This window comes from Mixta tenebrionis (assembly GCF_006517625.1).
Classification (GTDB): domain Bacteria; phylum Pseudomonadota; class Gammaproteobacteria; order Enterobacterales; family Enterobacteriaceae; genus Mixta; species Mixta tenebrionis.
The window spans coordinates 163,834-189,164 of the sequence record NZ_VHQI01000005.1; the positions used below are offsets into that span (position 1 = coordinate 163,834).

Genomic DNA, 25,331 nt, shown 5'->3' on the forward strand with positions numbered 1-25,331 from the left:
GCTTAGCCTAAGTTATTCATTTTCATCTGCATCATTTCTTTCAGCGCCGGTGACGCTTCGGAAGCGATCCCCTTGCTCCAGGCATCGCGGGCGCCCTGCTTATCGCCCTTGCTTAGCAGCGCTTCGCCGCGAATATCCGCAACGATAGCCGTCCAGCCTTCGCCTTTTACGCCATCCAGCGTTTTCAGCGCGTCGTCAGCCTGTTTCTGCTGCAGCTGAATGCGCGCCAGGCGTAGATTCAACACCGCCAGCAGATTGGCGTCTTGCGTATTTTTAACTCCGTTCTGCAGCTGCGTGGCCGCTTTCGCCAGCTCATTCTTATCGGCATACTGTTTCGCCAGATCGAGCGCGGCAAGCGCGCCGTAGGTGTTGCTGTTTTCGCTGGCGAATTTCGCTACCGCTTCCAGCGTCTGCGGCTTACTGCCGTCCAGCGCGCTGGTCAGCTGCTGGTAGCTGGCCGAAACTTCGCGTGCGGAACTGTCCTGATGGGTATTCCAGTAGCGCCAGCCACCCAGCGCGCCGATACCCAGCACGATACCGATCGCTAATGCCTTGCCGTTATTGGCGAAAAAACGACGGAGCGCATCCACCTGTTCGTTTTCGTTGCTGTAAACTTCCACGCAATCCTTCTCCTTAACTGTTCGCGCCGTAGGGTTTTATGCCAGCAGCGTCACCAGCGCGGCGGCAACATCATCCTGCGCCAGCGTCTGTTGCTCACCGCTGCGCAGATCTTTAACCACCACCTGTCCGGCGTTCATTTCATCTTCACCCAGCACCAGCGCAACGCGTGCACCCCATTTATCGGCGCGGGCAAACTGCTTCTTAAAGTTACCGCCGCCAAAGTTAGTCATCAGCTTCAGCGCCGGCGCGGCATCACGCACCCGCTCCGCCAGCTGCATCGCCGCGGCCTGCACGCCCTGTCCCGAAGCGATAACATAGACATCAACAATGCGGGACGGTTCAAATTCAGGATTCACCGCCTGAACCAGCAGCACCAGCCGCTCCAGCCCCATCGCAAAACCGACGCCTGGCGTCGCGCGTCCGCCCAGCTGTTCAACAAGACCATCATAGCGCCCGCCGGCACAAACGGTACCCTGCGCGCCCAGGCTGTTGGTCACCCATTCAAACACGGTACGGTTATAGTAGTCGAGGCCGCGTACCAGACGCTGATTCACGCTGTAGGCGATGCCAACGCTGTCCAGCAGCGCGCACAGGCCGTCAAAGTGAGCGCGTGACTCTTCATCCAGATAGTCGCCCAGCGTCGGCGCATCGTTTAGCAGCGCCTGAACTTCCGGATTCTTGCTGTCCAGCACGCGCAGCGGATTGCTGTACATGCGGCGCTTGCAATCTTCGTCCAGCTTATCTTTATGCTGTTCCAGGAAGGCCACCAGCGCTTCGCGATAGCGCGCGCGCGCCTGGAGCGAACCAATAGAGTTCAGCTCCAGGCGAACGTGATCGGCGATGCCCAGCGCCTTCCACCAGCGCGCGGTCATCATAATCAGTTCTGCATCGATATCAGGCCCCTGCAGGCCGAAAACTTCCGCGCCGATCTGATGGAACTGACGGTAGCGCCCTTTCTGCGGACGCTCATAGCGGAACATCGGCCCTATATACCACAGGCGCTGCTCCTGGTTATAGAGCAAACCATGTTCAATACCTGCGCGTACGCAGCCGGCGGTGCCTTCAGGACGCAACGTCAGACTTTCGCCGTTGCGATCGTCAAAGGTATACATCTCTTTTTCCACCACGTCGGTGACTTCGCCGATCGCACGCTTAAACAGCGGCGTATGTTCTACCACCGGCAGACGGATTTCGCTGTAGCCGTAGCTGGCCAGTACCTGTTTTAAAATCCCTTCAATACGCTGCCAGACAACGGTGTCGGCCGGCAAATAGTCGTTCATGCCGCGGATGGCCTGGATGTTCTTCGCCACGTCATTTCTCTCTTTATGCAAATTACACCGGACAAACTGCCCGGCCGTTCCAGCGCTGGCGCCAGAACCTGAACAGAAAAAAACCTGCACGGCAACGCCGTTCAGGTTCTGTCAGCGCGCCATTAACAGGACGCCGACGATTATTTTTCCACCTGCTGCACGTTAATGCGGCGGGTTTCATCAAGCATCGCCGCTTTAGCGCGTATGCGCGCCTCAAGCTGATCGATCATATCCTCATTGTCGAGGCGGTCGCGCTGGCGCACGCCATCCTCGTAGAAGCCGCTTTTTTTATTGCTGCCGGTTACGCCCAACGTGGAAACCAGCGCTTCGCCCGGCCCGTTGACGACGCAGCCGATAATCGAAACATCCATCGGCGTAATGATATCTTCCAGACGCTGTTCCAGCGCATTTACCGTACCGATAACGTCAAATTCCTGACGCGAGCAGGTTGGACAGGCAATAAAGTTAATACCGCGGGTGCGAATACGCAGCGACTTCAGGATATCAAAGCCAACCTTAACCTCTTCCACCGGATCGGCCGCCAGCGAAATACGCAGGGTATCGCCGATACCTTCAGAAAGCAGCAGGCCAAGGCCGATAGCTGATTTTACCGCGCCCGCACGCGCGCCGCCCGCCTCGGTGATCCCCAAATGCAGCGGCTGAACGATCTGTTTTGCCAGCAGGCGGTAAGATTCTACGGCAAGAAAAACGTCGGAAGCCTTGACGCTGACCTTAAACTGATCGAAGTTCAGTCGATCGAGATGATCCACATGGCGCATAGCAGATTCCAGCAGCGCCTGCGGCGTCGGCTCGCCATACTTTTCCTGCAGATCTTTTTCCAGCGAGCCGGCATTAACGCCGATACGGATAGGAATATTTTTATCGCGCGCGCACTCCACCACCTGGCGTATACGCTCATTGTTGCCGATGTTGCCGGGATTGATGCGCAGGCAGTCAACGCCATACTCCGCCACTTTTAACGCAATGCGATAGTCAAAGTGAATATCGGCAACCAGCGGAACGTTGACCTGTTGCTTAATAAACCTGAAGGCTTCCGCCGCATCCATAGTCGGAACCGAGACGCGAACAATATCTACGCCCACGCGCTCCAGCGCTTTAATTTGTTTAACCGTCGCTTCCACATCCGTGGTGCGCGTGTTGGTCATGGACTGGACGGCAACAGGCGCGCCGTCGCCCACTGGCACCTTGCCGACGTAAATGCGCGTTGATTTGCGACGGATAATGGGTGCTTCGTTATGCATGTTGTTTCTCCATAATTGCCGCAAAGCAGCGCCAGGGGCTTACTGAGCCCCAAGCGTCAGGCGGGCAACCTGGTTGGTACGAATAAAACGACTTAAATCCACCGGCTGTCCCTGGTAATGAATCTGCACAGCCGCCGGTGCGCCAATTTTCAGACGATAAGGCGCAGTGCCGGAAAGGCTGAGTTTACCACCACTGCGCTGCATTCCGCTGAACAGTTTTTTCCCGGACGCATCGGCCACTTCCAGCCAGCAGTCCGCATTGAAATTCAACACGATGGTATTGGCGTCTGCCGCCGGCTCGCTAACGCTGGCGCTGCCGGTAGGCAGAGGCGTCGCGACATTGGCAGCCGTAGCCGTTGCGCCGTCAACCGGCGCCTGGCTGGGAGAAACCACGCTGTTAGCGTCGCTATTGCCGGCAGCGGGCGCGGCGTTGCCGGCCGTCGCCGCTGCGGCGCTATCGCCTGTCGTATTGCCGGCGCTGCCATTCGTACCGCTGGCGCCGGCATTATTGTTGCCGCCGGCAGCATTATTCAACGATACGCTGGCGCCGTCAGAAGGCGCCGCCTGCTGCTGCGCCTGAGCAGCGCTGCTGCTGGCGTTGCTGTCGGTTAAAGGAATAGACTGGCTGTTATCGCCGCTGGCGTTGCCCTGATCGGCTAATGATACCAGATCCGCCTGGGCTGCCTTATGGTTTTGCCACCACCAGGCGCCGGTGAGGCCAATAACTACAAACACCACCAGCCAGGTGAAAATCATCAGCCAGCCATCGCGTTTTTTACGCCGCTTGCCCAGTGAAAAGCTCTGCATCGGTTCAACTTTCGCCGCCCGTACCGGCGCCTGCTTCGCCATCATCGGCAGCAGATCCTCTTCCGGCACATGCACCAGTCGGGCATAGGAGCGAATATAGCCGCGTAAAAAGGTAGATGCTAAATCCGCTGGCGCGTTGTCCTCTTCAATATCCCGCACGGTTGAAAGTTTCAGGCACAAACGCTCAGCAACATTTTGCTGCGTCAGTCCCATCTGCTCACGGGCGGCACGCAGGCGGGCACCTGTGGAATTTGCTGCTGTTGTATCTTGAGTGGCTTCAGTATTCATTAGCTAGAAAATGCTGGTACTGTATCGATTGTGGAAAATTTTGCGCCAGTTGCTGACCGTAACGTGCTTCATCTACGGCTCGCTGTTCCAGCGCAGCGAAACGAATCTCCAACCACAAGCTCTCCGCTGTCGCAGGCGCGCTGTGATGATATACCTCTAACAAAAGCCGCGTTGGTTCAGGCTCCTGCTGTTCAAGATGCTTTTCAGCTTCCGCCAGCAGCGTATTCGCTTTCTGTCGGTCAATCTGCAGCGCCGCTAATAACGTCTGTCGTGCCGACGCATAGTCGCCCTGCTGCAGATAACAATAGCCGGCGCGCTCCTGACTGTCAGCCCTCGCTACGGAAGAACCGGGCGCCGCAGCCAGAGTAAATTGTTGATGCGCCGCATCATACTGCCCTAAACCGCAAAGAAACGCACCGTAATTGTTAAGCGCATAACTATTTTCCGGGGCCTTTTTCAGCGCCGCCTGATAATAATGCCGCGCTTCAACGATCTGCCCTTCCTGCTGGTTAAGGCGCGCCATCGCCAGCAAAACGCGATAATCCTGCGGCGCATCCTGCAGCGCGCGCTGTAAATTGCGCCGCGCCGCAGGCAAATCGCCCTGAGAAAGATAAATCAGCCCCAGCTGCAGACGAATCTGCGCGCTGGCGCTGGTCTGACGTTCTACGCTACAGCCTGACAGCGTCAGCGCGCACAATAACATTAGCCACTGTACTCCGTTACGCATGCTGCCTCCGTTTGCTATGAAGTCTGGTATGTTACGCCAAACTCAGCAAGGCAGGCAGCCTGTGAAGGCAGGAAAAGCGGATTTCCTGCTGGCTTTCAGAGCGCTCTCACAGATATTTGTTCACCGGCCATTTTTTTACGCAGCGTACGCTTGGTACGGTCAATAACATCTCCCGCCAGCTGCCCGCACGCGGCATCGATATCATCCCCGCGCGTTTTACGCACAATGGTGGTAAACCCATAGCCCATCAACACCTTGGAAAAACGATCGACCCGGCTGTTGGAGCTGCGGCCATAGGGCGCGCCGGGGAAGGGGTTCCAGGGAATCAGGTTGATTTTACACGGCGTATCTTTCAGCAACTCAGCCAGCTGATGCGCATCATCGGTGCTGTCATTAATATGATCCAGCATGACATATTCAATTGTCACGCGTCCCTGATTGGCATTGGATTTTTCCAGATAACGGCGTACCGATTCGAGGAAAGTGGCGATATTGTACTTTTTATTGATCGGCACAATCTCATCACGAATAGTATCGTTCGGCGCATGCAGAGAGATCGCCAGCGCCACGTCGATCATATCGCCCAGCTTATCCAGCGCCGGCACAACGCCGGAAGTGGAAAGCGTTACGCGCCGCTTGGAAAGGCCAAAACCAAAGTCGTCCAGCATAATTTCCATCGCCGGAACTACGTTAGTCAGGTTAAGCAGCGGTTCGCCCATTCCCATCATTACCACATTGGTAATCGGCCGCTGGCCGGTAACTTTAGCCGCGCCGATAATTTTCGCCGCGCGCCAGACCTGACCAATAATTTCAGACACGCGCAGGTTGCGGTTAAAGCCCTGCTGCGCGGTTGAACAGAATTTACACTCCAGCGCGCAGCCTACCTGCGAGGAAACGCACAGCGTAGCGCGATCGTCTTCAGGGATATACACCGTTTCAACCAGCTGATCGCCAACGCGAATCGCCCATTTGATAGTGCCATCGGCAGAGCGTTTTTCCTCGGCCACTTCCGGGGCGCGAATTTCGGATATCTGCTTAAGCTTATTACGCAGCACCTTGTTGATATCAGTCATTTCATCGAAATCATCACTGCAGTAGTGATAGATCCATTTCATTACCTGATCGGCGCGGAAAGGCTTTTCACCCAGCGAAATAAAGAATTCGCGCATTTGCTGACGATTCAAATCGAGCAGGTTAATTTTTTCGTTTTTCGGGGAAACAGCAGCGGGAGATACGGACGGCGGCGTCACAATGTGTTCGGACATAATTTTCTCTGGCCTCGTTATTACACGTTATGGCCCTGGTTAGGGATAAAAAAGAAGCGCCCTCGCTGAGTAAACTCATGAGGGCGCATTATTGTACAAATAACTGGAGCGCGAAGCTATTGCGCGCCCGAATTAGCTGACAATTAAATTGTAACCGTCGTTGTGCAGCCAGGCGTTCCGTTAATTAACGGGTACGCGGGCAAATTTCGTTTTCGCCGAAGAAGAAAGCGATTTCACGCGCCGCGGATTCCAGAGAATCTGAACCGTGAGTCGCGTTTTCGGTAAAGCTGTCAGCGTAGTCCGCACGCAGCGTGCCCGCCAGTGCGTTAGCCGGGTTGGTTGCACCCATCAGATCGCGGTGGCGCTGAACGGCATTTTCGCCTTCCAGCACCGAAACGACGATCGGACCGGAAGTCATAAACTCCACCAGACCGTCAAAGAAAGGTTTGCCGTTATGCTCGGCATAGAAACCTTCCGCCTGCTCTTTGGTCAGGTGCAGCATCTTTGCGGCAACAATTTTGAAACCTGCGGCTTCAAAACGGTTATAGATGGCACCGATTACGTTTTTTGCCACCGCGTTCGGTTTAACGATGGAAAAGGTACGTTCTACTGTCATTTTGACCTCTGTCTTAACTTCCAGGTTAAGTCGGTTGTGAATAGTTTGATACCGACCTGTGAAAACGGCGCCGATTATAGGGGCGCAAAGCCAGCTTGCCTATCGAAGATTCCGCAAAACCCGGAAAAATTATTATCGGCTTTGCATAGCTGCGTTAGCAGCACGCTCAGACGCGGTTTACTCGACGCGAAAAGTTACCGTAGCCACCTGGCCAATCTCATCCAGCACGCTCAGTTGATACTGTCCGCCCCGCTCGAAAACCAGCCGCGGCGTCAGGTGCGTTTGCCCGGCGTTCAGCACTTCGCCATTAAGAAACCACCATCGCTCCTGCCCTTCTCCTCCCTGCGCCGTAACGCTAAGCGTCAGCTGCGTTTTTCCCGGCAGACGATGCAAAATTTGGGCATCACGCACGCCGGTTATCAGCAATGGAGGCGCGCCGCTCCGCAGCGCTGGCGCACAGTCAGACGAAACGGGCGGCAGCCGCTGGGCGCGTCGTTCTCCGGGAACCAGCCAGGGCTCCAGCGGCATGGGCCACAGCACAACCTGCTGCGCCCGTGCGCCGCTGCAGTCGGCGGCAACCCGTTCGCCGCGCTGGTTAGTCCAGATGGTTTGCTGCAGGCCGAACAGCCCTTCCTGGCCGACGGCAAGCAGCGTCGGCGGCGTCGTGCCGTTTAGTACCCAGCTTTGCCGCTGCTGGCGGCAATTAACATCGCCCGCCGGTAGCGGCTGCCCGCCCGGCCAGCAGAGCGTAACCACGCTAACGCTGGCCGGCCGCGGATCGACGGGCAGCGCGCGCCCGCGCAGCTGCGGCGAAGCCATCAACAAATGATGCAGCTGATTCAGTATCGGAACAGCGCTCGCGATCCCATACTGACCGGCAACCGGCGTACCATCGGGACGACCAACCCAAACCCCGATCAAATAGCGAGCGTTGATGCCTATAGCCCAGGCATCGCGGTAGCCATAGCTGGTGCCGGTTTTCCATGCCAGCGGCGCCACAGCTGGCAGCGTACTGTCAGGTTGCGGCTGCGCCTCGCCAGCAAGAATGCGCCGCACAATCCAGGCCGCGCCAGGCGACAGCAGCGGGCGCTCTGCCAGCGCATCCTGCTTCAGCAGCCGCAGCCGCGCCGCCTGGCCGTGACGCGCAAAGGCGCTGTACGCGGCCACAATCTCTGCCATACTCGCGCCGGTGCCGCCCAGAATCAGCGACAGATTAGGCTCCGCCGCCGCGGGAAAACGCAGGGTAAGCCCAACATGACGCAGCGCCGCAGCCATACGCTTTGGACCGTATGCCTCCAGCAGCTGTACCGCCGGGAGATTTAACGAGCGCACCAGCGCCTCGCTGGCGCTGACCGGGCCATGAAATCCAGTATCAAAGTTTCCTGGGCGATAGTCGCCAAAGCGGCGCGGCACATCCTGCAGCAGCGATTCGGCGGCGATCAATCCATCATCAAGCGCCAGCCCATACAGGAATGGCTTTAACACCGAGCCAGGCGATCGCACGCTGCCGATCATATCGACATGACCAAAGCGACCGTCATCGTTTAAATCAACCGATCCCATCCAGGCGCGAACCTGCATAGTAGTGTGATCAACCACCAGCACCGCCATCGAAGTTCGCGGCGGCAGCGCTCCTTTCCAGCCCTGCGCCAGCGCCTCGATCTGCCGCTGTAGCGAAGCATCAATGGTGGTAGTAATTTTGCTCTGGTTTGATAAGGAGAGCGCCCGGCGCGCCAGCAGCGGCGCCAGCTGCGGCATCTGACGCGGCGCCAGCCAGACCGGCTCCTGCATAATTTCATCCACGACGGCACGCGGCCAGACGCCGTAAGCTGCCAGGCGCCGCAGAATCTTATCGCGGGCCGCCCGCGCCCGCTCCGGCCAACGATCGGGACGCAGGCGGCTGGGCGCCTGCGGCAAAACCGCCAGCAGCGCCGCCTCGCCGCGCGTAAGTGACGCTGGCGATTTGCCCAGCCAGCTCCAGCTGGCGGCGCCGACGCCTTCCAGCGTTCCGCCAAAAGGCGCGCGGTTCAGATAAAGCGTTAATATTTCTTGTTTGGAGAGATGCCATTCCAGCTGTAGCGCGCGCCAGCCTTGATGCAGCTTGCCGGTAAAAGTACGCGGTTGCGGATCGATCAGGCGCGCCACCTGCATGGTAAGAGTGCTGCCGCCGGAAATAATCTCACCACCGCGTAAGTTCTGCCAGGCGGCGCGCAGTATCGCCAGCGGATTGATCCCCGGATGATGCCAGAACCAGCGATCTTCATAGCTCAGCAGCGCTTCCAGATACCACGGCGAAACCTCTTCCAGCGTAACCGGGTAGCGCCAGATCCCATTTTTATCAGCGAAGCGCCATAGCGGTGTACCGTCTTCGGCCACTACCACGCGTGCGGGCGCCGCCTCTCGTAACGGCAACGGCGACAGGCGATCCGCCAGCCATAGCAGGGCCGCAAGCGTGATTAAGCTCAGCAGCAGAATTTTTATCGAACGCACAGCAACCGTCATAAAAATAACGTCCGGTTTTATCCGGACGTCAGGTTAGCGAACCGTCAGACGCGTCGGCGTAGTGCCGGTTGCGCGCCACTGCGGTACATACATTGATTCTACCTGCGGCGCCGGTATGCGGTAGCTGCCCGGCGTTACCGCTCGCGCCAGATAAAGCAGCTCGACAGGCCGGTAACCGTCCACATCGATGGCGGCGACAAAACGATCGTCACGGAATTCCATATGTTTGATGCTGGCCTGCTGCATATCATTCATCAGCTCCTGCACCTCGCTGGCGCTCTCTTCCAGGCTGGCGCTGCTGGCGGCAAGATTCTGATTTTCCAGCTCCAGCCCGGCAGGCAGCAGATCGGTAACCAGCGCATCCGGCACGCGCTGTGAAGCTGAAATCGAGAGGTGCACCAGCACCAGTTCCCCGCTTTTCAGCTTATTCAGAGCCGCCGGTTTCCCGTTAAGATCGAGATATTCGCGACGTATAGCAAGCGTATGGCTAACGGGCGACGGCGGCGCTTGCGTATAGCCCACCACATCCAGACGTCCATACACCGGCGCAGCGCTCAGGCTGGACATCGTGATTCCCTGCGCCAGCTGCGCTTCGCTAAGCGACGAAGTGCGGGTGCTGTTACCGCTCAGCGGCTGGGCCTGTCCACTCAGGTTAACCAGCCATTCCGCGCCTTTATCCTGTTCCAGCGCTCGTCCGGCCAGGAATAGCGCATTATTTTCCTGCGTCGATAACCAGCGCTGTGCATTCAGCTGCTGCGCCAGAGTAACAATTAGCTGGTCCTGCGCCTGCGGCAACAGCTGATATTCACGCAGCAGCGTCAGAATTTGCGCGCTGTCGCGCAGCTGGCTGCCATAATCCTCCAGCCAGTAGACACCTGTCGGCCGCGTACCGCTGGCTCCCTGCTCCAGCAGCGTACTGGCGCGCGGCGCATCGCCCATGAGCTTCAGCGCGACGCCCAGCTGTACCAGCGCCAGCCCTGATTTTGCCTGCTGGCGTCGCTCATAGAGCGCGCGCAATGCGCCCAGCGGCGCCTTTTGCTGTCGCGCCAGCACCAGCGCGGCGTAGGCCTGCGCGCTGAAACGCGTGGCGTCGGCGTTGCTGCTGTAATAGGTAGCAATCTGGCTGCCATCCTGCAGATAGCGCAGCAGACGCTCATTCCCCTTATCCAGCATCGTTTTTTCAACGCGGTAGCCCTGTTCGCCAGCTCGCGTCAGAAAATCCATCGCGTAGGCGGTAAGCCAGAACTCTTCGGCGCTCTCTTTGCTCCACAGGCCAAAACCGCCGCTGTAGCGCTGCATCTGCCTGATGCGATCGATGCCGGTATCAATCGCCGCATGACGTTCGCTGTCACTGCCGCTCTTGATGCCCAGCGCCGTAAGTTCGGCATGGTTGGTATAGAGCGAAGGCCACAGGCCGCTGACGGTTTGCTCCAGGCAGCCGTAGGGATAAGCATAGAGTTCACTAATGTAGCGGGCGATATTTAACGGCGGATGCGCGCTGAGCGCCAGCCTGGTTTGTATCGTACCCGGCGCCAGATCGCTAAACGCCTCCGCAGGCAGCTGCCACGGCATCGCGGGACGCATTACGGCGTTGAAGCTGCGCGTTTCCGCAGGCCAGGCGGGACGTACGCCTATCGTCCAGCGTTCTTTACCCGGCGCCAGAGTTTCGCCCGGTATTTTCAGCCCGGTGATGGTGGCGTCAAGGCTGCCTTCGCCATAGCCCATGGCTGCGCTAACGGGAATGAACAGCGTGGTACGCTGGCCCGCCCGCAGCTGAACCTGCCTTGAAGCATCATCCTGCAGCGTTAACAGACCGCCGGCCCGTAAATTAACCGTCAGCGTTTGCGCCTGCTCCGTCAGGTTGGTGATATCCAGCGCCAGGCGGCTGCTGTCGCCTCCTGCAAGGAAGCGCGGCGTCGCCAGCTGCGTTGTTAGCGGCGCGGCGACCACGACGCGGCTTTCTCCTTCGCCAAAATGATCTTCGCTCCAGGCCTGCGCCATCAGACGTATCTCGCCGTTAAACGCCGGAATCGGCAAAGTAAGCGTGCCTTCGCCGTTGGCATCCAGCGTTACCGGCTGCAGCTGCATCGCCAGAATATTAACGTGGCTCACCGGCTGCCGCCCGCCGCGCGCCAGCGGATCCTCATCGTCGCCGTCACCGCCGAAGCGCAAGGTAGCCAGCTGGCCCTGCCCTTCAATAAGCTGACCGTAAACATCGTACTGGTCTGCGTTATAGCGTTTGCGGCCAAAGAAGGCGGCATAAGGATCGGGGGTTTTGTAGTTGGTAATATTCAGCACGCCGCTGTCCACGGCGGACAGCAGTACCTGTACCTGCTTCGGCTGTTCGCCCGCAACAGCGGCGGCTTTTACCTTCACGACCAGGTTCTGTTCAGGACGTATTTTCTGCGGCGCTGTCAGCGTCAGGTTCAGCCGGCGCGCCTCATCCTGCATCGGCAAATGCAGAAGGCCAACCGCACGCTTCGGCGTAGTTCCCTGCGCTTTATCGCCGGGGCGAATAACCAACGCGCTAAAGTAGAGATCGTGACGATGCCACGCGCTATCGACAGGCACTTCTACCTCCAGCCCCCCTTCCGGCACCGCTATACTTTGCCGCCACAGCGGGCCGTCGCTCGATTCTACCAGCAGATAGCCCTTACCCGCCGCAGGCGCTTCAATATGTACCCGCGCTCTGTCGCCAGGGCGATAGCTGGCTTTATCCAGCTTCAGCTTCACCCGATCGGGGCGAACCGCGCCGGTGCCGTCAGTGTTATCCTGCCAGCTGTAGCCAGCCCAGAAGCGTACGCTGCTGCGCACTTCTTCATCTGGCGCCGTTACCTCAATACGGTACGCGCCCCACTCCACCGGGAAAACCACCTTAGCTTCCCCCTGGGCGGAGAGCGTTAACTGCCGCGTTTCTTCAACCAGATCTTTCTGGTCATAGCGCGACTGCCAGCCTTCTCCTTCAGCAAAGCTCCAGTAGTAGTCACGTCGCTCGCGAATCAGACGCACTTCCACATCCTGCCCGCCCTGCTTTTCGCCGCGCGCGTTCGCCAGCACGATACTAAACTCTGCGCTGCCGTTTTCTTCCACTACCGGCTGGCTGGAAGAGGTGCCGCTGCGATAGTCATAGACCGCTTTGCTGGCGAAAAGCGGACGGATGCCGGGCAACACCTCCGCCGGCCAGATGGGCTGGCTTACGCGCCGCGTTACCGGGCGCCCGCCGCTTTCCTGCAGGCTGGCCTGTAGGATCAAACGAGCCGGTGAATTAATATCCTGCCATTCTGGCTCCGCGACGATAAGCGCCTCGCCCTGATTATCCAGCGCCAGCTCGACTTCATCGAGATTACGCTTCAGCTCCTCCTGTTCGGTAATATCACCAAACTGATAGCCCGGCAGAGATGGCACCGCTTCGCGATCGGGGCGTAAAAAGAGCTGACCCTGTAGCTGGTTGCCCGCTGCAGGCGCACCATACAGGTAGCGCCCGTTAACGTGAAAATTAATATCCCAATCCGGCATAACAGGCTGTTCGCTGGCCGACAGGCTTAACGCCATGCGTTCCGGCATAAATTCTTCCACGCTAAACGCCCACTGACGCTGGCGCCCATCGCCTGCATCCACCTGCAGCTTCCAGCGCCCGGTCGGCGCTTCCTGCGGTAACGGATAACGCAGCTGCCACAGACCGTTTTCCGGCCGCCAGGTTAAGGTATGCGCCACATCGCCATCCGGTTTTACCACCTCCAGCCTGAGCGGTTGAGGCGGCAGCGGTTTGCCATCCGCATCGCGCATCAGCGCGTTTGCGATCAGCGTCTCGCCGGGACGATAGAGATTACGCGGTCCAAAGATAAACAGCTGCTTGTCATAGCCCGGCGGTCCGGTTACGGTAAACTCCGCCAGATCCAGGGCCGGACGGCGAAGATCAAGCAGAGTCGTTTGATCGTTTTTCGTTGCCAGGATCAGCCTTGCCTTTGCGTGCAAGGGCAGCGTGACCTGCCCTTGCTCATCGGTGATCGCCTGATTTAGCGTTTGCCCCTTTTCATCCAGCATGGTGAGCGTAACGCCATCCAGTGGCGCGCCATCTTCAAGCCGCTGGCTAAAAAAATCGAGCTGGGAAGGAAACCGATGCAGCGAGAGGCCAATATCGCTGAGCGTAAACAGGGTAGCGGCATTGCTGTAGTGGTAAGTCCCAGCCTGCTTCATTACCGCCAGATAAACGCCCGGCTGTGCCAGCGGTTTAATATCGCCAAGCGGCAGCTGTAGCTGTTCACAGGTGTTACGTGCCGGGTTAAGTTCAAAACGTCCGCTGTAAACCAGATCGGTTTTTTGCAGCAGCGATGCAGACTGCCAGGTTTGCAGGCTATTGCCATATTGCCAGCCGGCGATAAAAGCGGGAAGGGAGGCAGCTTTGATGCGGAAAAAGTCGACGTCCACCTGGCTAACGTTGAGCGCCATTACCGGCAGCCCCTGGGTGACGCGGGTTGGCAACAGCGAACCCCGACTGGCGAAACCCACCATCGGCTGAATATTGCGCGTGGTCAATGTCTGTTCCACCGCCTTTTCCAGCGTGGCGCCGTTAGCGGCCTTTATTCCGCTATCAATCTTCGCCTTTAGCTGACGCGCAGGCTCCAGATGACGGAAACGCAGCACTTTACGATTAGGCGATAACTCCCAGCCGCCTTCTACCGCGCCGCTTTTACTGTCGCTCAGGTGGGCATATTGACTAAAATCCTGCTGCTCATCCAGTGAAATGGAAAAGGTAACCGCCAGCGTACTGGCGCCGTCAAGCTGCACTTCGGAAATATCGATGACCTGCAGCGGCTTGCCCTGCTCCCGCGCCAGCTGCGCGGCTCGCAGTTCAGGGCTTAATCCCGGCTCGCTGACTTTTACCGCCGCGGTTTTACTGGCCGTCGCCGCTGGCGGCGTATCTTTGTCGGCGTTATCGCATCCGCTCAGCGCCAGCACCGACAGCAGCAAGGTAACAGCCGCTTTATTCCTTAACCTGGACATAGTCTCTCCATGGCAACCGCGCCTGATAAAATTTAAGGTGCATTATTACCCGAAAGCGAAAAAAATTTAATAATTCTTATCCGTTTCCCGCAGGGCCAGTTATCCCGCCGCCTGGAGGCGCTGGCAAGCGCTAATGAAGAACATAATGTTTTATTGCGGGCTGTCGCGCAGAATAAATGTAATAACCACCAGGATGACCGCACTTTCTGCGGGCGCTTTTCAGAATCTGCAACCAGCACCACAGCGCCGGCGATTGGGCCTTGAGCTGGGCCGTCAGATCGCCGACACTCTCAGCACAACAGTGAATATTGAGGTTGTTATGACATCCGCTCTCTTTGTAACCGCGCAATGGTTAGCCGAACATCAGAACGATGCCGAGGTGCAGATTATCGATGCCCGCATGGCGCCTGCGGGTCAGGAACATCTGCGTGATATGCATGCTGAATATACAGCCGGCCATCTGCCCAACGCGCCTTTTTTTGATATTGAGCAGCTCTCAGATCGCAATAGTCCCTACCCGCATATGATGCCGCGCCCGGAGTCTTTTGCGGTAGCAATGCGCGAGCTGGGCGTCGATAGCGGAAAGCTGCTGGTGGTTTACGATGAAGGCAACCTGTTTTCCGCGCCGCGCGCCTGGTGGATGCTGCGCGCCTTCGGCGCAGAGCGGGTTACCATTCTCGCCGGCGGCCTGGCGGCCTGGAAACAGGCGGGCTATCAGTTGCAAAGCGGTGAAGTGAAGCTGCCGGAAGCGGAATTTGAAGCGCAGTACGATCCAGGTTTGGTTAAAAGCGTCACTGATGTACTGCTCATCAGCCACGAAGGCGGCGCGCAGCTGATTGACGCTCGACCGGCCAACCGCTTTAACGGCGAAGTCGATGAGCCGCGTCCGGGCCTGCGCCGCGGTCATATTCCCGGTAGCATGAATGTTCCGTGGGGAGAGCTGGTAAGCGAAGGACGGCTGAAGCCGGAAGCGGAGCTGGCGGCGATTTTTAAACGTCAGGGCGTTGATTTAGACCAGCCGATTGTTGCCAGCTGCGGTTCCGGCGTAACGGCGGTAGTTGCCATTCTGGCGTTGACGGCGCTTGGCGTTAAAGGGGTAACGCTCTACGACGGCTCCTGGGGCGAATGGGGTAGCCGTGACGATCTGCCAATCGCTACGTGACGCTAAAAACCGCCCGCCTGCGGCAGTAATTCAGTCGACAGCCGGTATGCCAGCGCAGTAAGGGCAGCCGATAAGCGGTTCGTCAGTCAGCGGATGAAGCGATAAAAATTGGCTACGGCTAATATTTTACACCGGAAACAGAAGCGGCGCGGCCCCGGCTGCAAAAGCAAGGGCCGGCCTGGCTGGCCCAGGAAACCAGAGAGCGTAGCAACGTCGGCGCTCTGGCTCAGATAATACGCTGGCCGCCTTTAAATTCGCGCAGGAAACTGCCCCAGCGGCGTTCATAAAAAGGCGTGATATGCGCGGTGAAGAAATGGCTGATGCCCTCTTCGCCCGTGACAATCTGGCAGATGTCCACCGGTTCATCGTCCAGCAGCGTATCGGTCGCCACCGCGCCGGCAGCGCGAATGATAGTATCAATATCGCCGTCCGCCTCAATACCGATTAACAAATTGGGGCGATCGTCCGCATGCTCTTTAATATGGGCGATAAATGCCCGACGCACCTGCTTATGCTTGCTGAAGAGCTGCGTGAGGGAATCAACCACCTGCGCAGGAGGCTCGGCAATTTCAGAAAGCAGCAGCGGCGCGCCGCCTTCTATTATTGTCTGCTGGCTTAACGCATCGCCCTCTTCGCCCAGCAGATGAGCGATTTCGCGCGCGGTGAACTCTTTGCCGCTGGGCAGTTTAGGGTTCAGAAACAGAGTTTCACCCAGCGTCATCGCAAACAGCGTTCGTACCGGCAGCATAACGTACGGTTGTTCCCCCTGCGTTGCCTCTGCCATCGCCGCTTCTGAAGTAAAAAAGGGAATGACGCTGGTGCCGTCTTCTTTTTCCCAGTGCTGTAGCTCCAGCGGCGTGCTGGCATCCAGCTGCTCGCCGTCGCTGGTGCCCGGCACCCAGACGCTCGCCTCCATCAACAGGGTAAAAAATTCCGGACGATGGGCCGGCTCGGTGGCAGCCAGCGCCAGCACCGCTTCCAGGCGCTCATTGAGATTATGTTTATCGTGATTCATGCTCGTTTTGTCTTGTTGATCGGAGCCAGCGCCGGCTGGCCCCAGACGCTTATTTCAGCAGAAGGTTGGCGATAGTGCGTACGCCCAGACCGGTCGCGCCCGCAGACCATTGCTCAACGGCGCCCTTACGATAGGTTGCTGAGCAGTCGATATGCAGCCAGCCATGCTGATAATCGCTGACGAAATGCGACAGAAAGGCGGCTGCGGTACTGGCGCCCGCGGTGTGCGCCGCGCCGGCGATATTGTTTAAGTCAGCAAAATTAGAAGAAAGGTGATTGCGATGGAATTCCGCCAGCGGCAAGCGCCAGAAGGCTTCGTTTTCGCTGGCGGCGCTGCTGAGCAGCTGCTGTGCCAGCGCATCGTCAAAGGTGAACAGCGCATGATAGTCGTTGCCCAGCGCGGTTTTGGCGGCGCCGGTCAGAGTGGCAGCGTCGATTAACAGCTGCGGCTGCTGCTGGCTGGCGTCAATCAGGCCATCCGCCAGCACCAGACGCCCTTCGGCATCGGTATTCATCACCTCAACGGTTTTTCCGTTGCGATAGCGGATAATATCGCCCAGGCGGAAAGCGTTGCCGCTGACCATATTGTCAGCGCAGCAGAGGTAAAGTTTGACGCGCTTATTCAACCCGCGCGCAATTGCCAGCCCCAGCGCGCCGGTAACGGTAGCGGCGCCGCCCATATCTGATTTCATGGAATCCATAAAGCCGCTGGGCTTCAGGCTGTAGCCGCCGCTATCGAAAGTGATGCCTTTCCCTACCAGGCAGGCGTAAACCGGCGTATTTTCATCGCCGCCGGGATTGTAATCCAGCGCCAGCAGCACCGGGCTGCGAGAAGATCCGCGCCCAACGGTATGCAGCCCCGTATAGTTCTGTTCGCGCAAATCTTCGCCTTTGGTGATGCGGTAGCTGACCGCGTCGCCGGCATATTTGCTGATAAGGTCGACCGCGCGGCGCGCCAGCTGTTCCGGGCCCAGCTCTTCGGCAGGCTGGTTAATCACATCACGCACCCAGTCAATAATGCTCAGACGTCGCTCCAGCTCGGCGCGATCGTCATCGCCAAGCGGCGCCCACTCCACGCTGCGTTTACCCTTCGGGCCGCGATAGCCCTGCCAGAAGGCCCAGCTGTTTTCCAGATCCCAGCCGTCGCCGCTGAGTACCACCTGACGAATACCCTGACCGTCGATTTTACGTGCCGCGCGCTGGATGGTTGCCAGAACATCGTTGCCGGTCAGATGAATCGTCATGCCTTCTTCGCCGCTGCTGAGGATGGCATTTTCGCCCCAGCGAGCCTCCGCTGGCGTTTGCGCCAGTAGAATATTCATTTTTTCAGTCGCCATTAACCTGATCCTTTATCGTTATCTGAACGGAAATAAACCTGACGGATTATGCAAATTCATCCAGCCATACCAGCAGGATCGCTTCAAGGATCTTTTCGCTGGAGGCCTCAGGATTATCGTCAAAATCCTCAAGCTCACAGATCCAGCGGTGCATGTCGGTAAAGCGCACCGTTTTTGGATCGGTATCCGGATAAGCATCATACAAAGCTTCGCCGATTTCACGGCTGTCAGACCATTTCAGTCCCATCTTTTTCCCTCAGACAAAAACGGGCCGGCTTTTCAGGGCCGGCCCGCTGTCAATGTAATTAATGCTCGCGAGCGTGATTGATGGTATAGCGTGGGATCTCCACAACCAGATCTTCATCCGTTACCCGCGCCTGGCAGCTGAGACGGCTTTCCGGCTCCAGCCCCCAGGCCTTATCCAACATATCATCTTCATCCTCGCTGCTTTCCGGCAGCGAGTCAAAACCTTCACGCACGATACAGTGGCAGGTGGTGCAGGCGCATGATTTTTCGCAGGCGTGCTCCAGCTCAATGCCGTTGCGCAGCGCAACGTCAAGAATGGTTTCGCCCTGCTCGGCATCAAATACGCCGCCTTCCGGCAGCAGATCATGATGGGGTAAAAAGACAATTTTAGGCATTAATCAAACCTCATCCACAGAATGCCCGGCCAGCGCGCGACGAACAGAGTTGTCCATACGACGGGCGGCAAAATCCTGGGTTACTTTATCAAGTTGTTTTACCGCCGCGCTGATGGTGTTAGCCTCATCGCCGCGAATGGCGTCCTGCAGCTGGCGCTGCGCCTGTTGTATGCTTTGCAGCTCTTCCGCGTTCAACAGCGCGGCATCTTCCGCCAGCGCGCCCTCAAGGCTTTCCAGCACGCGCAAGCCTTCCACCTTCTGTTCCGCCAGCTTGCGCGCCGCGACGTCCTGCTGCGCATAGTCCATCGAATCGGTGATCATGCTGGCGATTTCGCTTTCCGTCAGCCCGTAAGAAGGTTTGACCTGGATCGAGGCTTCGACGCCGGTCGATTTTTCCATCGCCGTCACGCTCAGCAGGCCATCGGCATCCACCTGGAAAGTTACGCGAATATGCGCGCCGCCCGCGGGCAGCGGCGGAATGCCGCGCAGCGTAAAGCGCGCCAGCGAACGACTGTCGGCGACCATTTCACGCTCGCCCTGCAGTACGTGGATGCTCATCGCCGTCTGACCATCTTTAAAGGTAGTGAAGTCCTGGGCGCGCGCTACCGGAATCGTGGTATTACGCGGAATAACCTTTTCAACCAGCCCGCCCATAGTTTCCAGCCCCAGCGAGAGCGGAATGACGTCCAGCAGCAGCATTTCGCTGTCGGGTTTATTACCGACAAGGATATCCGCCTGAATGGCGGCGCCGATCGCCACCACTTTATCAGGATCGATGGTAGTTAACGGCTGGCGGCCAAAAAACTCGCCGACTTTTTCGCGCACCAGCGGCACGCGCGTAGAACCGCCGACCATCACCACTTCCAGCACCTCTTCCGGCGTCACGCCGGCGTCTTTCAGCGCGCGGCGGCAGGCCAGCAGCGTGCGTTTGACCAGGCCGGCGATAAGCTGTTCAAAGTCGGCGCGCGTGACCACGCCCTGCCAGTCGCCCAGCGTTACCGTAACGCTGTCGCTATCGCTCAGCGCAATCTTGGCGGCAATAGCGCAATCCAGCAGCTGACGCTGTACGCCATGATCGCCATGCTGCGGCAATCCAGCCTGCTCACGCAGCCAGTCAGCCAGCAGATGATCGAAGTCGTCGCCGCCCAGCGCTGAGTCGCCGCCGGTCGCCAGTACCTCAAAAACGCCGCGGCTCAGGCGCAGTACGGAGATATCAAAGGTGCCGCCGCCCAGATCGTAAACGGCAATCACCCCTTCCTGACCCGAATCCAGGCCATAGGCAATGGCCGCCGCCGTCGGCTCATTCAGCAGACGCAGCACATGCAGACCGGCCAGGCGTGCGGCATCGCGCGTTCCCTGACGCTGAGCATCATCGAAATAGGCGGGAACGGTGATCACTACGCCGTCCAGCTCGCCCTGCAGGCTTTCGCGCGCGCGCGCCGCCAGCGCCTGTAAAATATCGCCTGATACGCGCACCGGGTTAACGGTTCCTGCGGCGGTTTCGATCAGCGGCAGACCGTTTTCACTGGGACGCAGCCGATAAGGAAGGTGGGGATAGCGCTGTTGAATATCGGTAAGCGAGCGCCCCATCAGTCGCTTAACCGAACTGATGGTATTGACCGGATCGGCCGCCGCCTGCTGGCGCGCCTGCCATCCAACGGAGCTCTGCTGCGCCTGATAATGCACCACTGAGGGTAAAAGATGACGACCCTGCGCATCGGGCAGGGTTTCTGCCTGGCCGCTGCGCACGGTAGCGACTAAAGAGTTGGTAGTGCCCAGATCGATGCCAACGGCCAAACGACGTTGATGCGGCGCGGCGCTAAGGCCCGGCTCGCTAATTTGTAATAACGCCATAATTATTTTCCCGATTAAAAATCAAGCAGCTTCTCTTCCAGTTCTTCTGTCTGGTTGCGCAACTTAACAAGAAAACGCAGCTTGCGCACCGTATCCGCCGCCGCTTCCCACTGCGATGCGGCCAGCTCCTGTCGCATCTGCTGACTACGCTGCTGCTGCATCGCGTCGAGACGCTGAATAAATTTTTGTAGCTTTGCTTCAGCATCAGACGCGCTTTCAATCGCATCCAGCTCTTCACGCAGCTCCAGCTGCTCCATCAGAAAAGCGGTATCGCGCATAGTGTGCTGTTCGTTATTGATATCGAAACCGTGCAGCGTCAGCAGATATTCGGCGCGCGACAGCGGCTGGCGCAGCGCCTGATAACCCTGATTGATGGTGGCGGCCTGCTGCAGCGCGCACAGGCGCTCCGGCTCCGGCTGCAGAGCGAAACGATCGGGATGGAACTGACGCTGCAGCTCCTGAAAACGGGCGGTAAGCTGGGCTGCATCAATATCGAAGGATTGCGGCAGGCCAAAGAGGGTGAAGTAATCCATAGCAGACTCGGTTAATCCCAGAAGAGCGCGTAAAAAGAATCGCTCCGTGAACGGAGCGATTAACCTGCTACTGCGATCGCGTTATACGTTAAAGCTTTCGCCGCAGCCGCATTCGTCTTTCATATTCGGATTATTGAACTTAAAGCCTTCGTTCAGGCCTTCTTTGACGAAATCAAGCTCGGTGCCGTCGAGGTAAATCAGGCTTTTCGGATCGATAACCACGTTAACGCCTTTGTCCGCGAAGACAGTGTCTTCCGGCTGAGGCGCATCGACAAATTCCAGCACGTAAGCCATACCGGAGCAGCCGGAGGTGCGAACGCCAAGGCGCAGGCCAAAGCCTTTGCCGCGGTTATGCAGAAAGTTGCTGACGCGCGTCGCGGCGCTTTCACTCAGGGTAATAGACATAATTTCCCCCTTACTGGACGTCTTTTTTGCTCTTGTAATCCGCAATCGCGGCCTTGATCGCATCTTCCGCCAGAATCGAACAGTGAATTTTCACCGGCGGCAATTCCAGCTCTTCAGCGATCTGAGTGTTTTTGATCGCGGCCGCTTCATCCAGCGATTTACCCTTTACCCACTCGGTAATCAGGGAGCTGGAGGCGATGGCGGAACCACAGCCGTAGGTTTTAAAACGCGCGTCTTCAATAATGCCGCTGTCGCTAACCTTAATCTGCAGTTTCATCACGTCGCCGCAGGCCGGCGCGCCGACCATGCCGCTGCCGACGGAGGCGTCATTATTATCGAATGAGCCGACGTTGCGTGGATTTTCGTAATGATCGATTACTTTTTCGCTGTAAGCCATGATCTGTTCTCCTGAAACCTGAAATTAATGATGCGCCCATTCGATGCTGTTGATATCCACGCCCGCTTTAAACATTTCCCACAGAGGAGAAAGTTCGCGCAGTCGGCCAATGGATTTACGCACCAGTGCGATGGTGTAATCAATCTCTTCTTCGGTGGTAAAGCGGCCGAGGGAGAAGCGAATGGAACTGTGCGCCAGTTCGTCGCTCATGCCCAGCGCGCGCAGTACGTAAGAAGGTTCCAGGCTGGCGGAGGTACAGGCGGAGCCGGAGGAAACCGCCAGGTCTTTCAGCGCCATAATCAGCGATTCGCCCTCAACATAGTTAAAGCTGACGTTGAGGATGTTCGGCGCGCCCTGCTCCAGATCGCCGTTGAGGTAAACCTCTTCGAGATCTTTCAGGCCGTCCCACAGGCGGTTGCGCAGCATACGCAGGCGGGCCATTTCGCCAGCCATCTCTTCTTTAGCGATACGGTAGGCTTCGCCCATGCCGACAATCTGGTGTACCGGCAGCGTACCTGAACGCATACCGCGCTCGTGGCCGCCGCCGTGGATCTGCGCTTCCAGACGAATACGCGGTTTGCGTCGAACATAAAGCGCGCCGATCCCTTTCGGGCCATAAATTTTGTGCGCGGAGAAGGACATCAGATCAACTTTCAGCTGGCTGAGATCGATCGGCAGCTTGCCTACGCTCTGGGTGGCGTCAACGTGGTAGATGATACCGCGCGCGCGGCACATTTCGCCGATAGTCGCGATATCCTGCACCACGCCGATTTCGTTGTTAACGTGCATGATGGATACGAGGATGGTGTCGTCACGCATCGCCGCTTCCAGCTCGTTTAAATCGATGATGCCGTTGCTCTGCGGCGCCAGGTAGGTGACGTCAAAGCCTTCGCGTTCCAGCTGACGGCAGGTGTCCAGCACCGCTTTATGCTCGGTTTTGCTGGTAATAATGTGCTTGCCCTTTTTCTGATAGAACTGGGCTGCGCCTTTAATCGCCAGGTTGTCCGCTTCCGTCGCGCCAGAGGTAAAGACGATTTCACGCGGATCGGCGCCAACCAGCTCGGCGATCTGATTACGAGCGATATCGACCGCCTCTTCAGACTGCCAGCCAAAACGGTGCGAACGTGAGGCGGGGTTACCGAATGTCCCGTCCAGGGTAAGATACTGCATCATTTTTTCCGCCACGCGCGGATCGGCTGGCGTCGTGGCGGAATAATCCAGATAAATCGGTAATTTCATTGCTCTTAAGCTCCGTACATCGCTTCAAATCTAAATATCAGGCCCGCAGATTAATATTGATGGTGTCCTGCGAGCGACCGGTCGTCGCCATCCGGCGCGTTTCATTATTTTGACGGTCTGCGATATCCAGGATCTCTTTATTATTTACCAGCTCGGCCAGCGTAATGTTGTTAAGGAAATCACTAATGCGCTCGCTCAGGTCATGCCAGAGCACGTGCGTCAGACAGCGATCGCCGCCCTGACAGCCCTCTTTCCCCTGGCAGCGCGTCGCATCTACCGACTCGTCAACGGCGGTAATCACCGCGCCAACGGCGATCTCAGCAGCGCTTTTACCCAGCAAATATCCACCGCCCGGCCCGCGCACGCTGGCAACCAGGCCATTTTTACGCAGGCGGGAAAACAGCTGCTCAAGATAAGAAAGCGAGATACCCTGGCGCTCTGAGATATCAGCCAGCGGCACCGGCCCTTCATGTGAGTGCAGTGCAACATCGAGCATCGCGGTAACGGCGTAACGGCCTTTTGATGTCAGTCTCATAGCTTGCGACCCTGTGATATATCCGCTAATCGGATTTGTCTTGTGTTGGCTGCAAGTCTGACATTCCTGAGTGTTTTGGTCAACTATTTAACCAGGTAAAACACTCAAGTATTACCGTTACGCATTACCTGACGGCTTAATCGCTGCCGCGCTTTTTCTCAAAAGATGACAGCATCCCGCGTAAAATATTCAGCTCATCCCGCTCCGGGCGCGCGCGCGTGTAAAGGCGGCGCAGCTTGCTCATTACCTGGCCCGGATTGGCCTGACGAATAAAACCGCTGCCGATCATCATCTGTTCAAGATGCTGATAGAAGCGCTCCAGATCGTCTACCAGCGGATACGGACTTTCTTCATACTGCGGCTGTTCGGCGCGATCGCTTTGCAGGAACGCCATACGCACTTCATAAGCCAGGATCTGCACCGCCATTGCCAGATTAAGCGAGCTGTAATCCGGGTTGGCGGGAATAGCGACGTGATAATGGCACTTTTGCAGCTCGTCATTGGTCAGGCCAACGCGCTCGCGGCCAAACACAATAGCTACCGGCGCCTGCATGCCCTCTTCCACGCATTTCACGCCGCATTCGCGCGCGTCGAGCATCGGCCACGGCAGGGTGCGCGAGCGAGCGCTGGTGCCAACTACCAGACTACAGCCGGCAATCGCCTCATCCAGCGAATCGACAATTTTCGCCGCGCCAATCACATCGCTGGCGCCGGCGGCCAGAGAGATTGCCTGGGAATCAGGCTTAACCAGCGGATTAACCAGATAGAGATTGGTCAGCCCCATGGTTTTCATCGCGCGGGCGACGGAGCCCATATTACCGGTGTGAGAAGTTTCCACCAGCACGATACGAATATTTTGCAGCATACGACCCGACAGTCTGTGAGATAATTCGTGCATGCTAACATAAATGCAGGACATTTTCCGATCCCCCTGCTATACTCCGCGCCGTTTTCCCCGTTCTTTAACATCCAGCGAGAGATACTGATGCATCCGATGCTCAACATCGCCGTGCGCGCTGCGCGCAAGGCCGGCAACTTAATTGCCAAGAATTACGAAACTCCAGACGCCGTTGAAGCCAGCCAAAAAGGCAGCAACGATTTCGTGACCAATGTTGACCGCGACGCCGAGCGCCTGATTATTGAGGTGATTCGCAAATCTTATCCGCAGCACACCATTATCGGCGAAGAGAGTGGCGAGCTGTCGGCAGAAGACCAGGATGTACAATGGATTATCGATCCGCTGGATGGCACCACCAACTTTATTAAACGTCTGCCGCACTTTGCCGTTTCCATCGCCGTTCGGGTTAAAGGCCGCACCGAAGTTGCGGTGGTTTACGATCCGATGCGCAACGAACTCTTTACCGCCGTACGCGGTCAGGGCGCGCAGCTGAACGGCTATCGCCTGCGCGGCAGCAATGCGCGCGATCTGGACGGCACCATTCTGGCGACCGGCTTCCCGTTCAAACAGAAACAGCACGCCGCTACCTATATGAAATTGGTTGGCAAGCTCTTTACCCAGTGCGCCGATTTCCGCCGTACCGGCTCCGCCGCGCTCGATCTCTGCTATGTCGCCGCCGGACGCGTGGACGGCTATTTTGAGATCGGCCTGAAGCCGTGGGATTTTGCCGCCGGCGAGCTGATTGCCCGTGAAGCCGGCGCGCTGGTGACCGATTTTACCGGCGGCCACGGCTTTATGCACTCCGGCAACCTGGTATCCGGCAATCCGCGCGTGGTTAAAGCGCTGTTGGCCGCTATGCGTGACGAGCTGAGCGACGCGCTGAAGCGTTAATTACCGGCAGCTATAATGCCGCG

Annotated in this window: 22 protein-coding genes; 2 read left to right on the forward strand and 20 right to left on the reverse strand. The window is 57.7% G+C overall.

Annotation, left to right across the window (positions count from 1 at the left end):
* Nucleotides 1-2: 2 nt before the first annotated feature.
* The 9 genes from FKM52_RS09810 to FKM52_RS09850 form a co-directional block, all read right to left on the reverse strand.
* Nucleotides 3-620, reverse strand: a complete 618-nt coding sequence (locus FKM52_RS09810; protein WP_141176023.1) for a YfgM family protein — start codon at nucleotides 618-620, stop codon at nucleotides 3-5.
* A 36-nt stretch (nucleotides 621-656) separates the two neighbouring features.
* Nucleotides 657-1,931: a histidine--tRNA ligase gene (hisS, locus tag FKM52_RS09815; protein ID WP_141176024.1), complete on the reverse strand. Its 1,275-nt coding sequence runs from the start codon at nucleotides 1,929-1,931 to the stop codon at nucleotides 657-659.
* 140 nt (nucleotides 1,932-2,071) lie between these two features.
* Entirely contained in the window at nucleotides 2,072-3,193 is a 1,122-nt protein-coding gene (gene ispG / locus FKM52_RS09820) for a flavodoxin-dependent (E)-4-hydroxy-3-methylbut-2-enyl-diphosphate synthase (protein ID WP_141176025.1), read from the reverse strand.
* Between the two features lie 39 nt (nucleotides 3,194-3,232).
* A complete protein-coding gene (gene rodZ / locus FKM52_RS09825) occupies nucleotides 3,233-4,288 on the reverse strand; it encodes a cytoskeleton protein RodZ (RefSeq protein ID WP_141176026.1) in 1,056 nt (351 codons plus the stop codon).
* The gene (gene pilW, locus FKM52_RS09830; protein ID WP_141176027.1) at nucleotides 4,278-5,015 is read right to left on the reverse strand and encodes a type IV pilus biogenesis/stability protein PilW; all 738 of its coding nucleotides are present in this window, start codon (nucleotides 5,013-5,015) and stop codon (nucleotides 4,278-4,280) included. Before pilW ends, rodZ begins: the two co-directional genes overlap by 11 nt.
* Nucleotides 5,016-5,110: 95 nt before the next feature.
* Nucleotides 5,111-6,280, reverse strand: a complete 1,170-nt coding sequence (rlmN, locus tag FKM52_RS09835) for a dual-specificity RNA methyltransferase RlmN (RefSeq protein ID WP_141176028.1) — start codon at nucleotides 6,278-6,280, stop codon at nucleotides 5,111-5,113.
* A 184-nt stretch (nucleotides 6,281-6,464) separates the two neighbouring features.
* Nucleotides 6,465-6,896 (reverse strand): nucleoside-diphosphate kinase, encoded by a 432-nt coding sequence (gene ndk / locus FKM52_RS09840; protein ID WP_141176029.1) that lies wholly within the window; start codon nucleotides 6,894-6,896, stop codon nucleotides 6,465-6,467.
* 177 nt (nucleotides 6,897-7,073) lie between these two features.
* Nucleotides 7,074-9,398 (reverse strand): peptidoglycan glycosyltransferase PbpC, encoded by a 2,325-nt coding sequence (gene pbpC, locus FKM52_RS09845; protein ID WP_141176030.1) that lies wholly within the window; start codon nucleotides 9,396-9,398, stop codon nucleotides 7,074-7,076.
* A gap of 33 nt (nucleotides 9,399-9,431) precedes the next feature.
* Nucleotides 9,432-14,402 carry an alpha-2-macroglobulin family protein gene (locus FKM52_RS09850; protein ID WP_141176031.1) on the reverse strand — a complete coding sequence of 1,657 codons (4,971 nt, stop codon included), beginning with the start codon at nucleotides 14,400-14,402 and terminating at the stop codon, nucleotides 9,432-9,434.
* A 319-nt stretch (nucleotides 14,403-14,721) separates the two neighbouring features.
* On the opposite strand from FKM52_RS09850, the gene sseA reads away from it, so the two are divergent.
* Nucleotides 14,722-15,564, forward strand: coding sequence for a 3-mercaptopyruvate sulfurtransferase (gene sseA / locus FKM52_RS09855; RefSeq protein ID WP_141176032.1), 843 nt, complete (start codon nucleotides 14,722-14,724; stop codon nucleotides 15,562-15,564).
* 226 nt (nucleotides 15,565-15,790) lie between these two features.
* On the opposite strand, the gene sseB is transcribed toward sseA, so the two are convergent.
* The 11 genes from sseB to trmJ form a co-directional block, all read right to left on the reverse strand.
* The gene (gene sseB / locus FKM52_RS09860; RefSeq protein ID WP_141176033.1) at nucleotides 15,791-16,579 is read right to left on the reverse strand and encodes an enhanced serine sensitivity protein SseB; all 789 of its coding nucleotides are present in this window, start codon (nucleotides 16,577-16,579) and stop codon (nucleotides 15,791-15,793) included.
* A 49-nt stretch (nucleotides 16,580-16,628) separates the two neighbouring features.
* The gene (gene pepB / locus FKM52_RS09865; protein WP_141176034.1) at nucleotides 16,629-17,915 is read right to left on the reverse strand and encodes an aminopeptidase PepB; all 1,287 of its coding nucleotides are present in this window, start codon (nucleotides 17,913-17,915) and stop codon (nucleotides 16,629-16,631) included.
* Between the two features lie 46 nt (nucleotides 17,916-17,961).
* Entirely contained in the window at nucleotides 17,962-18,162 is a 201-nt protein-coding gene (gene iscX, locus FKM52_RS09870; protein WP_141176035.1) for a Fe-S cluster assembly protein IscX, read from the reverse strand.
* 58 nt (nucleotides 18,163-18,220) lie between these two features.
* A complete protein-coding gene (gene fdx / locus FKM52_RS09875; RefSeq protein WP_141176036.1) occupies nucleotides 18,221-18,556 on the reverse strand; it encodes an ISC system 2Fe-2S type ferredoxin in 336 nt (111 codons plus the stop codon).
* A gap of 3 nt (nucleotides 18,557-18,559) precedes the next feature.
* Nucleotides 18,560-20,410, reverse strand: a complete 1,851-nt coding sequence (hscA, locus tag FKM52_RS09880) for a Fe-S protein assembly chaperone HscA (protein WP_141176037.1) — start codon at nucleotides 20,408-20,410, stop codon at nucleotides 18,560-18,562.
* Between the two features lie 14 nt (nucleotides 20,411-20,424).
* Nucleotides 20,425-20,943, reverse strand: a complete 519-nt coding sequence (hscB, locus tag FKM52_RS09885; RefSeq protein WP_141176038.1) for a co-chaperone HscB — start codon at nucleotides 20,941-20,943, stop codon at nucleotides 20,425-20,427.
* An 81-nt stretch (nucleotides 20,944-21,024) separates the two neighbouring features.
* The gene (gene iscA / locus FKM52_RS09890) at nucleotides 21,025-21,348 is read right to left on the reverse strand and encodes an iron-sulfur cluster assembly protein IscA (RefSeq protein ID WP_141176039.1); all 324 of its coding nucleotides are present in this window, start codon (nucleotides 21,346-21,348) and stop codon (nucleotides 21,025-21,027) included.
* A gap of 10 nt (nucleotides 21,349-21,358) precedes the next feature.
* A complete protein-coding gene (iscU, locus tag FKM52_RS09895; protein ID WP_141176040.1) occupies nucleotides 21,359-21,745 on the reverse strand; it encodes a Fe-S cluster assembly scaffold IscU in 387 nt (128 codons plus the stop codon).
* A gap of 24 nt (nucleotides 21,746-21,769) precedes the next feature.
* Nucleotides 21,770-22,984 (reverse strand): IscS subfamily cysteine desulfurase, encoded by a 1,215-nt coding sequence (locus FKM52_RS09900; RefSeq protein WP_141176041.1) that lies wholly within the window; start codon nucleotides 22,982-22,984, stop codon nucleotides 21,770-21,772.
* A gap of 37 nt (nucleotides 22,985-23,021) precedes the next feature.
* Nucleotides 23,022-23,519: a Fe-S cluster assembly transcriptional regulator IscR gene (gene iscR / locus FKM52_RS09905; RefSeq protein ID WP_141176042.1), complete on the reverse strand. Its 498-nt coding sequence runs from the start codon at nucleotides 23,517-23,519 to the stop codon at nucleotides 23,022-23,024.
* 136 nt (nucleotides 23,520-23,655) lie between these two features.
* A complete protein-coding gene (gene trmJ, locus FKM52_RS09910) occupies nucleotides 23,656-24,384 on the reverse strand; it encodes a tRNA (cytosine(32)/uridine(32)-2'-O)-methyltransferase TrmJ (RefSeq protein ID WP_141176204.1) in 729 nt (242 codons plus the stop codon).
* A 120-nt stretch (nucleotides 24,385-24,504) separates the two neighbouring features.
* On the opposite strand from trmJ, the gene suhB reads away from it, so the two are divergent.
* On the forward strand, nucleotides 24,505-25,308 hold the full coding sequence (gene suhB, locus FKM52_RS09915) for an inositol-1-monophosphatase (protein WP_141176043.1): 804 nt from the start codon (nucleotides 24,505-24,507) through the stop codon (nucleotides 25,306-25,308).
* Nucleotides 25,309-25,331 lie beyond the last annotated feature (23 nt).